This is a genomic window from Kosakonia sp. HypNH10 (genome assembly GCF_029850615.1).
GTDB classification, from domain to species: Bacteria; Pseudomonadota; Gammaproteobacteria; order Enterobacterales; family Enterobacteriaceae; genus Kosakonia; species Kosakonia cowanii.
Genome location: NZ_JAOTIU010000009.1, coordinates 73,915 through 85,579, shown reverse-complemented (window position 1 = coordinate 85,579; position 11,665 = coordinate 73,915). Strand labels below are relative to the sequence as shown.

Sequence of the window (11,665 nt, the reverse complement as noted above, 5' to 3'; positions counted from 1 at the left end):
AAGCACAAAAAAAATCGCATCTCAGTTCTCCCTCACAGTGAAGTGATAACTATGTTGATTCCGTCCAAATTAAGTCGCCCGGTTCGACTCGACCATACGGTGGTGCGCGAACGTCTGCTGGCGAAACTTTCCGGCGCCAACAATTATCGGCTTGCGCTGGTAACCAGCCCTGCGGGCTACGGCAAGACCACCCTCGTCTCGCAGTGGGCGGCGGGGAAAAGCGACGTCGGCTGGTTCTCGCTCGATGAGGGGGATAATCAGCAGGAGCGCTTCGCCAGCTACTTTATCGCCGCGGTGCAGCAGGCCACTGGCGGGCATTGCGTCAGCAGCGAAGTGATGGCGCAAAAACGCCAGTACGCCAGCCTGCCTTCACTCTTCTCGCAGCTGTTTGTCGAACTGACCGAATGGCAGCGCCCGCTCTACCTGGTGATTGATGATTACCATCTGATTACCAACCCGGTGATCCACGATGCGATGCGCTTCTTCCTGCGCCATCAGCCGGAAAACCTGACCCTGATTGTGCTCTCGCGTAACCTGCCGCAGCTGGGGATTGCCAACCTGCGCGTGCGCGAACAGTTGCTCGAAGTGGGCAGCCAACAGCTGGCCTTTACCCACCAGGAGGCGAAGCAGTTTTTTGACTGCCGCCTGAATGCGCCGATCGAAGCGGCTGAGAGCAGCAGGCTTTGTGATGATGTCGCCGGCTGGGCCACGGCGCTGCAACTGATCGCCCTCTCCGCCCGGCAAAACCACAGCGCGCCGCACCACTCCGCGCGCCGCCTCGCGGGCATTAACGCCAGCCACCTCTCCGATTATCTGGTCGATGAGGTGCTGGATAATGTCGATCCCGCCACTCGCCAGTTCCTGCTGAAAAGTGCTTTGCTGCGCTCGATGAACGATGCGCTGATTGTGCGCGTTACCGGCGAAGAGAACGGGCAGATGCGGCTGGAGGAGATTGAGCGTCAGGGGCTTTTTTTACAGCGCATGGATGATTCCGGCGAGTGGTTTAGCTACCACCCACTGTTCGGCAATTTCCTGCGCCAGCGCTGCCAGTGGGAGCTGGCGACGGAGCTACCCAATATTCACCGCGCAGCAGCAGAGAGCTGGATGGCGCAAGGCTTCCCGAGCGAAGCGATCCACCACGCGCTGGCAGCGGGCGACGGCGTGATGCTGCGCGATATTCTGCTCAATCACGCGTGGGGTCTGTTTAACCACAGCGAGCTGAGCCTGCTGGAGGAGTCGCTGAAAGCGCTGCCGTGGGAGAGCCTGCTAGAGAACCCGCGGCTGGTGCTGTTGCAGGCATGGCTGATGCAAAGCCAGCACCGCTATAGCGAAGTGAACACCCTGCTGGCGCGCGCTGAGCAGGAGATGACGACCCAGATGGATGCTTCCCTGCACGGCGATTTCAACGCCCTGCGCGCCCAGGTGGCGATTAACGATGGCGATCCGGTGGAAGCCGAGCGGCTGGCAATGGTGGCGCTCGACGAACTGCCGCTGGCTAACTACTACAGCCGGATTGTCGCCACGTCGGTGCATGGCGAAGTGCTGCACTGCAAAGGCGAGCTGGCCAATTCGCTGGCGGTGATGCAGCAAACCGAGCAGATGGCGCGCCGTCACGATGTCTGGCACTACGCGCTGTGGAGCCTGATCCAGCAGAGCGAAATCCTCTTCGCCCAAGGCTTTTTGCAGGCCGCGTGGGAGATGCAGGAGAAAGCCTTCGCGCTTATCCGTGAGCAGCACCTTGAACAGCTGCCGATGCATGAGTTTTTACTCCGCATCCGCGCCCAGCTTCTGTGGGCGTGGGCGCGGCTCGACGAGGCGGAAGCCGCCGCGCGTCAGGGAATGGAAGTGCTCTCTGCGCTGCAACCGCAGCAGCAGTTGCAGTGCCTGGCGCTGATTGTGCAGGTCTCGCTGGCACGTGGCGATCTGGATAATGCCCGCAGCCACCTGCACCGGCTGGAGAACCTGCTCGGCAACGGTCAGTATCACAGCGACTGGGTGTCGAACGCCGATAAAGTGCGGATGATCTACTGGCAAATGACCGGGGACAAAAACGCCGCCGCGCAGTGGCTGCGCCAGACGCCAAAACCGGCCTTTGCCAATAACCACTTCCTGCAAAGCCAGTGGCGCAACATTGCCCGCGCGCAGATCCTGCTGGGGGATTTCGACCCGGCGGAGATGGTGCTGGAGGAGTTAAACGAAAACGCGCGCAGCCTGCGTCTGATGAGCGATATCAACCGCAACCTGCTGCTGCTCAACCAGCTTTACTGGCACGCTGGGCGCAAAAACGATGCCCAGCGCGTGCTGCTTGAAGCGCTACAACTCGCTAACCGCACCGGGTTTATCAGCCACTTTGTGATTGAGGGTGAGCCGATGGCGCAACAGCTGCGCCAGCTCATTCAGCTCAACACGCTGCCGGAGCTGGATCAGCACCGCGCCCAGCGCATTCTGCGCGAAATCAACCAGCATCACCGGCATAAGTTCGCCCACTTTGATGAGAGCTTTGTTGAGCGCTTACTGACGCACCCGGAAGTACCGGAGCTGATCCGCACCAGCCCGCTGACTCAGCGTGAATGGCAGGTGCTGGGGCTTATCTATTCGGGGTACAGCAACGAGCAGATCGCCGGTGAACTGGCTGTCGCCGCGACGACCATCAAAACCCATATCCGCAACCTCTATCAGAAGCTGGGCGTTGCCCACCGTCAGGATGCGGTGCAGCACGCCCAGCGGCTGCTGAAAATCATGGGTTATGGGGTATAACGGCTAGCAGAGTTCCAGCTGCACATTGTTGTGGCTGATCACCTGCATTACGCCTGCGGGCGGCATCACATCGGTGTAGACCGCATCGACAAGGCTGATGCTGCCCATATTGACCATCGCATTGCGGCCAAACTTCGAGTGATCCACCACCAGCATCACATGGCGCGAGTTCTCAATGATTGCGCGCTTGGTGCGCACTTCATGGTAGTCAAACTCCAGCAGCGAGCCGTCAGCGTCAATGCCGCTGATGCCCAGGATGCCGAAATCGAGGCGGAACTGGGAGATAAAATCGAGAGTCGCTTCGCCGACGATACCGCCATCGCGGCTGCGCAGTTCGCCGCCCGCCAGAATCACACGGAAATCCGACTTCTTCATCAAGGTATTGGCGACGTTAAGGTTGTTGGTGACAACCCGCAGTTCGCTGTGGTCGAGCAGCGCATGGGCGACCGCTTCCGGCGTGGTACCGATATCAATAAACAGCGTCGCGCCGTTGGGGATCTGCTCGGCAACGCGGCGGGCAATACGCTCTTTTTCCGCCGCCAGCGTTGTTTTCCGGTCGTGCCACGAGGTGTTTTCCGAGCTGGAAGGCAGCGCTGCACCGCCGTGGTGACGCAAGATTTTGTTCTGATCGGCCAGATCGTTCAGATCGCGGCGAATGGTCTGCGGGCTGACGGAGAACTGCTCGACCAGCTCTTCGGTGCTGACATATCCCTGTTGTTTAACCAGCTCGATAATCGCGTCGTGACGCTGTGTCTGTTTCATCATGTGTCCCTGGATAATTATGTTCGTTTTCGCACATTCTGCGAGTCCACCAGCGCCATCGCCAGGCCAATAACAATCCCTGCCGTATGCGCGCCGCTGGCAATGGCGAAGCCGGTTAAGCCGAACCATTCCGCCACCATCAGTAACACCGTAAAGATAAATAGGCCGTTCGGCAGCGCCACCTTCGGTTCCGGGTCGCGTGTGCCGCGCAGCCACACATAACCGATCAGCGCATACACCACGCCGGAGAGGCCACCGAACCAGGGGCCGGTAAGCTGGTGCTGCACAAAGCCGCTCAACAGCGCGCTAATCAGCGTAATCACCACCAGCTTGCCGCTGCCGAGCCGCTTCTCTACCGCGCCGCCAAGATACCACCACCAGAAGAGGTTAAAGAGGATGTGCAGTAGCGAAAAGTGCATGATCGCGTGGGTGAAGTAGCGCCAGGCCTCAAAACGCAGGCTCTCATCCCACGGCCAGGCGAGCCACGCCATAACCACTTCATCGCCCATCACGTTCATCAGCAGGAAGACGATAATGCAGAGCACGGAGATGGCGATGGTGAGCGGTCCGCCGCGCTCGCGCAGGGCGGCTGATAGAGGGAAACGGCGGTAGTGCAAACCGCTGTCGGTCTGGCCGGATTGCCAGCTCGCCGCCAGATAGCGCGGATCGGCGGGGTTTTCCAGAAAGCGCGCCAGCTCTGTGCGCACGCGTTCTGCCTGGCTTTCGTCCGCCAGCCAGATGTCAGTCTGCTCGTGGTGCTGGATCGTCAGGATAACGCCCTGAGTCTGCATATAGTCGACAAACGCCTGGGCGACGCGGGGGTTAGCAAAAGAGGTAATCATCAACATGACGGGCGTCGCTTAGTCCATACAAAGAGAGACAGTATAGCGGAGAGTCGCGCTTCGCCTAAAGCGTGCCGTGCTCGACTTCTGCCGGGAAGTGGCGATGCCATGCATCGAAACCACCATCGACGCTGTAGACCTCTTCAAAGCCCTGCTGCAACAAATATTGCGCGGCACCTTTACTGCTGTTGCCGTGATAGCACATCACCATCACCGGCGTGTCGAAATCGTTGTCGCGCATAAACGCGCCCAGCGTGTCGTTGGTGAGGTGAAACGCGCCCGGCGTATGGCCCATCGCGAAACTTTGCGGATCGCGGATATCGACCAGCACGGCCTGCTGCTGCTGCAATTTCTGGTGGGTCTCTTCGACATTAATACATTCAAACTGATCCATGGCGTTCTCTTTATTGACACGATTTATGGCTAGGCTGCGACAAGTGTACGTCGTGACCCCGGTGATGCGCCATTATGTTATGCATATCACTCTAAATTGTTTTTTTGATGTTACCAAAAGCGCGTTCCTTTGCTATTATGAGCGATATCGAACATTTTTGAGCTTTTACGAAAGTGCGTGAGGATAGCATGGAAACCAAAGATCTGATTGTGATAGGCGGGGGCATCAACGGTGCCGGTATCGCGGTTGACGCCGCAGGGCGTGGTTTATCCGTGCTCATGCTTGAGGCTCAGGATCTCGCCTGCGCGACATCCAGCAACAGCTCTAAATTGATTCACGGTGGCCTGCGCTACCTTGAACACTACGAATTCCGCCTGGTGAGCGAAGCGCTTGCCGAACGTGAAGTGCTGCTGAAAATGGCACCGCATATCGCCTTCCCGATGCGTTTTCGCCTGCCGCACCGCCCTCACCTGCGTCCGGCGTGGATGATTCGTATTGGTCTGTTTATGTACGATCACCTCGGTAAACGTACCAGCCTGCCGGCATCGAAAGGGTTGCGATTTGGCTCAGAATCGGTGCTCAAACCGGAAATCGTGCGCGGATTCGAATATTCCGACTGCTGGGTCGATGATGCGCGCATGGTGCTGGCAAATGCGCAGATGGTTGAGCGTAAAGGCGGGAAAGTGATGACCCGCACCCGCGCCACCAGCGCGCGCCGTGAAAACGGCCTGTGGGTGGTAGAAGCAGAAGATATCGATACCGGCGAAAAATTTAGCTGGAAGGCACGCGGTCTGGTGAATGCCACCGGCCCGTGGGTGAAAGAGTTCTTCGATGACGGCATGAAACTGCCTTCGCCATACGGCATTCGCCTGATCAAAGGCAGCCACATTGTGGTGCCGCGCGCCCATGCGCAGAAGCAGGCCTACATTCTGCAAAACGAAGATAAACGTATTGTCTTTGTCATCCCGTGGATGGATGAGTTCTCCATTATCGGTACTACCGACGTTGAGTATCACGGCGACCCGAAAAACGTGAAGATCGACGAAGATGAGATCAACTACCTGCTCAATGTCTACAACGATCACTTCAAGAAACAGCTGACGCATGAGGATATTGCCTGGACCTACTCCGGCGTGCGCCCGCTCTGCGATGATGAATCCGATTCACCGCAGGCGATCACCCGTGATTACACGCTCGATATTCATGACGAAAACGGCCAGGCGCCGCTGTTGTCGGTCTTCGGCGGGAAACTCACTACCTACCGTAAGCTGGCGGAGCATGCGCTGGAAAAACTGACGCCGTACTACAAAGGCATCGGCCCGGCGTGGACCAAAGAGTGTGTGCTGCCCGGCGGCGATATCAGCGGCGATCGTGAGGATTACGCGGCGAAACTGCGCCGTAAATATCCGTTCATCAGCGAATCGCTGGCGCGTCACTATGCCCGTACATATGGCAGCAACAGTGAACTGATTCTGTCCGGTATCACCAGTCTTGAGGGCATGGGCGAGCACTTCGGTCATGAACTGTATGAAGCCGAACTGCGTTACCTGGTGGAGCATGAGTGGGTGCGTCGCCTCGACGATGCTATCTGGCGTCGAACTAAACTTGGCATGTGGCTGAGTGAAGAGGAGCAGGCGCGTGTGGCTCAGTGGCTGACGCGCAATAACAAAGCGGAACTGTCGCTCGCTTCGTAAGCGTTAAGATAAAAACCCGGTGGCCTGAAACCACCGGGTTTTCTTTTGCCTTTAGCTCAGCAGCGTAAAGGCGATCATCCCGATAATCGCCCCGGTGGTGCCGAGGATGGTTTCCATCATTGTCCAGGTCTTCAGGGTTTGCGCTTCTGTCGCGCCGGTAAAGCGGCCATAGAGCCAGAAACCAGCATCGTTCACATGGCTCACCACAATCGAACCACCCGCGATACAGATGGAGAGTGCCGCCATCTGCGCGCCGTTGAAGTGCAGCTGTTCAATGACCGGCATCACCAGACCAACCGCGGTCAGACAGGCGACCGTCGCGGAGCCCTGGATAATGCGCACCGCCGCCGCCAGCACGAAACAGGTCAGGGCAATCGGTAAACCCATGCCGGTTAACGCTTCACCGAGCGCCGGGCCAACGCCGGAATCGACCAGCACCTGTTTGAAGACGCCGCCTGCACCAATTACCAGCAGAATAATCCCCGCCGGTTGTAGCGCCTGGCCGCAAATCTCCATTACGCGATCTTTTGCCATTCCCTGACGCACCGCCAGACCATAAATCGCTACCAGACAGGCAACCAGAATGGCGGTGAAGGGGTGACCGATAAACTCCAGCCACTGATAGAGCGTACTGTCTTGCGCTACGAAACGCGCGGCGATGGTTTTCATCCCCACCAGCACCAGCGGCAACAGGATCAGCGCGAGGCTAAAGCCAAACGAGGGCATTTTGCCTTCGCCGAGATGCGGTTCACTGACATCGTCCGGAATATGTAACTCAACGTGGCGGCTAATAAAGTTGCCCCACAGCGGCCCGGCAACCAGCATGCCCGGGATCGCAGCGCAGAGGCCAATCAGGATCATCCAGCCAAAGTCAGCATGCATCTGCGAGGCAAGCAGCATCGGCGCAGGCCCCGGCAGCAGAAATGCCGCCGCTGCCGCAACGCCCGCGAACAGCGGGATAACCAGTTTGACCAGGTTAGTGCCGGTGTGGCGCGCCATCGAGAAGGCGACGCTAATCAGCAGGACAATCGCCACTTCGAAGAAGAGCGGCAGGGCGCAAATCAGCCCGGCGAGGCCAATCGCATAGTGCGCGCGGCTGTGCCCGAAGGAGTTAAGCATTTTGACGGCGATTTGATCCACCGCGCCGGTCTCATGCAGGATTTTGCCGAACATCGCGCCGAGCGCTACCACAATGGCGAGGAACCCGAGCGTACCGCCCATCCCTTTTTCCATGGTCTGCGCGATTTTTGTCAGCGGCATGCCGGAAAAGAGCCCGGCACCAATCGACACCACCATCAGCGCAACGAAAGCGTGCATTCGCGCTTTCATCACTAAAAACAGCAGCAGTAAAACAGAACCGACGGCGGTTAATACCAGCGTTAATGTACTCACTGCTCACGGCCTTTGGTTATCACTTCAATGGTGCTGGCGACCACGCCATCAAGCGGCTGGTCAATGTTCACCACCAGCACATCGCGTTCATCTTCGCCCGGCTCCTGCAGCGTTTCGAACTGGGTTACCAGCATCTGCGTTTTGAAGAAGTGGCCTTTACGCGCTTTCAGACGGCTTTCGATAACATCGAATTCGCCCTTCAGGTAGATAAAGGAGAGATTAGGATTACCGGCGCGCAGCAGGTCGCGGTAGTGCTTTTTCAGCGCCGAGCAGACAATCAGCGACACTTTGTTGGTGCGCTGCATGGCGAAGGCGGCATCGTTCAGCGCCTGCAACCACGGTTTACGGTCGTCATCATTCAGCGGCTCGCCGGAGGCCATCTTGTTGATGTTGCTCCGCGGATGGAGAAAGTCGCCGTCAAGAAACGCGGCTTTAAGCTGATACGCGACTTCGCTGGCAACCGCTGATTTGCCGCTGCCTGAAACGCCCATCAGAACGAAAACATGGTGATCAAGGTTTGTTGTGCTCAAAGGGTAGCCCCCACGGGTGCAAGAGTGATTGTTACGGGTAACTGTTATCGGTAACATTGTCCTGCCGCGATCCCAGAGAAGCAATATCCACAGCGGTCAGAGATAAATAAGTGTGAGCTACTTCAAATTTGTCAGACTAAATAGATCCACCCGGTGACAAAGTGAAACCTAAATCTAACATCTTTGGCGTAACTGCTTCACCACGGATACGCGCCAGCAGCCGTTCCGCACCGATGCGCCCCATGCGCTCACGCGGCGTCAGCACGCTTGCCAGACGCGGCTCCATCACCTGACCGATGTCATGCCCGTGGAACCCGGCAATCGCCATATCTTGTGGGATCTTCAGCCCCAGACGCTGGCACTCAAACGCGGCACCAACGGCAAGGTCATCGTTAGTACAGAAAATCCCATCAAGCTGCGGATACTCGCGGCGCGCCTGACGCATCAACTCAATGCCGGCGGTATAAGAGGAGGATTGTTCCACCATCACACTGTACGGCGTCAGCCCCGCATCCAGCATCGCCTGCTCGTACCCCTTCTGTTTGATGATAGTACGTTCATCCAGACGTGCACCAAGATAGGCGACGCGACGATGGCCGCGCGCAAGAATGGCGGCGGTGATCTGCCGGGCGGCCTCGAAGTTATCAAAGCCAACGGCGATATCGAGGCAGGGAGATTTGCTGTCCATCAATTCAACGACCGGAATGCCCGCCACTTCGATCATCTTCAGCGTGCGCGGCGTGTGGGTGCGTTCGGTAAGGACTAAGCCGTCAATGTTCCAGGAGAGCATCGACTCCAGCCGCTCCTCCTCCATTTCCGCTTTGTAGCCGTAGTGCGCCAGCATGGTTTGATAGCCGTGCGCGTCGGTGACGCTTTCAATGCCGCGAAGCACTTCAGCGAAGACCTGGTTTGTCAAAGAGGGGAGAAGCACGCCAATGGCGCGGCTGGTGGCGTTGGAGAGAATATCGGGCGCGCGGTTGGGGATATAACCCAGTTCATCAAGGGCGGCGGCGATTTTGCCGCGTAAAGCGATGGAAACCTGTTCCGGGTTACGCAAAAAACGGCTGACCGTCATTTTGGTCACGCCTACGCGATCGGCCACATCCTGTAGTACGGGTCTTTTCTTTTTCATCGCCCTGATAATTTACGCAAAAGAGAGGGGTGCGCAGTTTATCACGGACAATGCGCAATCCTGCGGTCAAAAACCCCAGGATTGCGCGATTTATTTACGCCACATCACACCGGCGGCAGATCGAAGAGCAGGATTTCGCTGTCGCTGTCGGCATGCACCGAGATCGCCTGCTCATCCCAGATAGCGAGGCCATCACTGGTGGTCGCTTTGGTGCCGTTAATGGTCACCTCACCTTTTACCACCTGGATCCAGACGCGGCGCTCGGCGGCGATCTGATGGACAGACTGCTCATCTTTCAGCAGCGCCCAGCGGTAAAGCTCCATATCCTGATGCACTTTCAGCGAACCGTCGCGCGCATCCGGCGAAAGCACCAGCTGTTTGCCCTGCGTGGCGTCAAAGCGGCGCTGCTCGTAGCGCGGCTCGATACCGTTAGTTTCCGGGATGATCCAGATTTGGTACAGGCGCAGACGATCGGTTTTGCTCGGGTTGTACTCAGAGTGACGCACCCCGGTACCGGCGCTCATGATCTGGAATTCGCCCGCCGGAACCTGCTCTTTGTTGCCCATGCTGTCCTGATGCTCTACCGCGCCTTCCAGCACATAAGTCAGGATTTCCATGTCTTTATGCGGATGGGTACCGAAACCCTGCCCCGCATCAATAACATCATCGTTAATCACGCGCAGCGCTGAAAAACCCATGAAGTTCGGATCGTAATAGTTAGCAAACGAGAAGGTGTGCCAGGAGTCCAGCCAGCCATGGTTAGCGTGTCCGCGGTCATTTGCTTTGCGTAAGAAAATCATCTTGTTTACCCCGTCTGTTTTCGATGGGGTAAGTGTGGACGCAATCATTGCCCAATCATAGAGGGTGAAAATTGACTCCTCTGTTCAAAAAAAGTGAACAAGCGCAGAGGAGCCCTATTCCCTTATTTGGCGAGGGTTATCGTTGCGGGTGATGCCTGCTCAAACGCGCGTTCCAGCAGCTCAAGGTTGGTAAGAACGTCAGTTTCCTTGACGTAATTTTCCGCGCCGTTTACCAGCGTTTCATAGAGAGCATCGTAGACGCGCCCGTAGTCGCCAGGTTCGGGCGCAATCTCTTCACGAACCGTTTCGCCCGCCTCGTTGACATACTCGAGAATGCCCACGCTGTCGTCTGCGGCAAAGCCCGCATCGCCCGGCATGATATTGGCTTTCAGGCTGGTCTCCTGCTGATCGACACCATATTTAACGAACGAGCCTTTACGGCCATGGACGATAAATTTTGGGTAATCGATTTTCACCAGGTGGCTGGTTTTCACAATCGCTTTCAGATCGCCATAGAAGAGCTGCGCTTCAAACGTATCGTCAGGGTTGGCTTTGTTGCGCAGGCTGCGAATGTCATACGCGGCGTGATCCGGGCGGCCAAACAGCGAGATAATTTGATCCATGGTATGCACGCCGAGGCCATAAAACGAGCCATCCTGCGGCAGACCCGGCTTGCTTTCCGCTTGTGGGCGGTAGTAGTCAAAATGACTTTCGATCTCGACAATTTCACCCAGTTTGCCGCTCTCAATCACCTTTTTGGTGGTGAGGAAGCAGGAGTCGAAACGGCGATTCTGATAAGGCGTCACCGTCAGCCCTTTGCTTTTCGCCAGCTCAAATAGCGTGATCGCTTCAGCCATGGTCGGCGTGAAAGGCTTCTCGACCAGCACGTTTTTACCCGCTTCCAGCGCGCGTTTCGCATAGTCAAAATGGCTATCGGCATGGGTGCAGACAATCACCAGTTTGACCTGCGGATCGTTAAGCACTTCGTCCAGATCGCTGGTGAAGTGGATGTGCTGATAATCGGGGTGCTGCTCCTCTGGCTTCGGATGGCGGCGGAAGATGTGCGCCACGTGCCAGCTGGCTTTACGGTTGAGAACATAAGGCAGGTGATAACGGGTGGTGCTTTTACCAAATCCAATAAATGCGCAATGTAGAGTCATTGTGTCGTCCTTTGCAGAATATCTCTCTTTACCTTAGACCAGGCCGGCGAGAGCTAAAACCCGAAGCCTCTATTTATCGATTATTGTTATGTTTCTTAGCCATTTATAAATTCCGATTTTTCTTCCGCGCACTTGATCGCCTCCCCTAATTCGCGCATAAAACACGCGGCAATATCCGTTTGCCCCTTTCATGAGTCAGAAG

Annotated in this window: 10 protein-coding genes; 2 read left to right on the top strand and 8 right to left on the bottom strand. The window is 56.9% G+C overall.

The window, feature by feature from the left end; all coding sequences use genetic code 11:
• Nucleotides 1-51: 51 nt before the first annotated feature.
• Nucleotides 52-2,757 (top strand): HTH-type transcriptional regulator MalT, encoded by a 2,706-nt coding sequence (gene malT, locus N7V53_RS20435; RefSeq protein ID WP_124967109.1) that lies wholly within the window; start codon nt 52-54, stop codon nt 2,755-2,757.
• Nucleotides 2,758-2,760: 3 nt separating this feature from the next.
• On the opposite strand, the gene N7V53_RS20430 is transcribed toward malT, so the two are convergent.
• Genes N7V53_RS20430 through glpE form a run of 3 tightly spaced genes read right to left on the bottom strand, consistent with a single transcriptional unit; the run spans nt 2,761 to nt 4,755 of the window.
• Entirely contained in the window at nt 2,761-3,519 is a 759-nt protein-coding gene (locus N7V53_RS20430) for a DeoR/GlpR family transcriptional regulator (protein ID WP_023482097.1), read from the bottom strand.
• 17 nt (nt 3,520-3,536) lie between these two features.
• Nucleotides 3,537-4,367 (bottom strand): rhomboid family intramembrane serine protease GlpG, encoded by an 831-nt coding sequence (glpG, locus tag N7V53_RS20425; protein ID WP_279794720.1) that lies wholly within the window; start codon nt 4,365-4,367, stop codon nt 3,537-3,539.
• Nucleotides 4,368-4,425: 58 nt separating this feature from the next.
• A complete protein-coding gene (glpE, locus tag N7V53_RS20420) occupies nt 4,426-4,755 on the bottom strand; it encodes a thiosulfate sulfurtransferase GlpE (RefSeq protein ID WP_023482002.1) in 330 nt (109 codons plus the stop codon).
• Nucleotides 4,756-4,943: 188 nt separating this feature from the next.
• Between glpE and glpD the strand changes: the two genes are divergently transcribed.
• A complete protein-coding gene (gene glpD / locus N7V53_RS20415; RefSeq protein WP_279794719.1) occupies nt 4,944-6,449 on the top strand; it encodes a glycerol-3-phosphate dehydrogenase in 1,506 nt (501 codons plus the stop codon).
• Between the two features lie 51 nt (nt 6,450-6,500).
• On the opposite strand, the gene gntU is transcribed toward glpD, so the two are convergent.
• The 5 genes from gntU to N7V53_RS20390 form a co-directional block, all read right to left on the bottom strand.
• On the bottom strand, nt 6,501-7,841 hold the full coding sequence (gntU, locus tag N7V53_RS20410) for a gluconate transporter (RefSeq protein ID WP_023481953.1): 1,341 nt from the start codon (nt 7,839-7,841) through the stop codon (nt 6,501-6,503).
• Nucleotides 7,838-8,371 carry a gluconokinase gene (gntK, locus tag N7V53_RS20405; RefSeq protein WP_034814182.1) on the bottom strand — a complete coding sequence of 178 codons (534 nt, stop codon included), beginning with the start codon at nt 8,369-8,371 and terminating at the stop codon, nt 7,838-7,840. Before gntK ends, gntU begins: the two co-directional genes overlap by 4 nt.
• A 136-nt stretch (nt 8,372-8,507) precedes the next feature.
• Nucleotides 8,508-9,503, bottom strand: coding sequence for a gluconate operon transcriptional repressor GntR (gene gntR / locus N7V53_RS20400; RefSeq protein ID WP_023482014.1), 996 nt, complete (start codon nt 9,501-9,503; stop codon nt 8,508-8,510).
• Between the two features lie 104 nt (nt 9,504-9,607).
• A complete protein-coding gene (locus tag N7V53_RS20395; RefSeq protein ID WP_023482050.1) occupies nt 9,608-10,303 on the bottom strand; it encodes a pirin family protein in 696 nt (231 codons plus the stop codon).
• A 122-nt stretch (nt 10,304-10,425) separates the two neighbouring features.
• A complete protein-coding gene (locus N7V53_RS20390) occupies nt 10,426-11,463 on the bottom strand; it encodes an oxidoreductase (RefSeq protein ID WP_279794717.1) in 1,038 nt (345 codons plus the stop codon).
• Nucleotides 11,464-11,665 lie beyond the last annotated feature (202 nt).

Bases quoted from the DNA above. Each gene is read 5' to 3' on its own strand.
- malT (WP_124967109.1), top strand. From the start codon at position 52: ATGTTGATTCCGTCCAAATTAAGTCGCCCGGTTCGACTCGACCATACG.
- N7V53_RS20430 (WP_023482097.1), bottom strand. From the start codon at position 3,519: ATGAAACAGACACAGCGTCACGACGCGATTATCGAGCTGGTTAAACAA.
- glpG (WP_279794720.1), bottom strand. From the start codon at position 4,367: ATGTTGATGATTACCTCTTTTGCTAACCCCCGCGTCGCCCAGGCGTTT.
- glpE (WP_023482002.1), bottom strand. From the start codon at position 4,755: ATGGATCAGTTTGAATGTATTAATGTCGAAGAGACCCACCAGAAATTG.
- glpD (WP_279794719.1), top strand. From the start codon at position 4,944: ATGGAAACCAAAGATCTGATTGTGATAGGCGGGGGCATCAACGGTGCC.
- gntR (WP_023482014.1), bottom strand. From the start codon at position 9,503: ATGAAAAAGAAAAGACCCGTACTACAGGATGTGGCCGATCGCGTAGGC.
- N7V53_RS20395 (WP_023482050.1), bottom strand. From the start codon at position 10,303: ATGATTTTCTTACGCAAAGCAAATGACCGCGGACACGCTAACCATGGC.
- N7V53_RS20390 (WP_279794717.1), bottom strand. From the start codon at position 11,463: ATGACTCTACATTGCGCATTTATTGGATTTGGTAAAAGCACCACCCGT.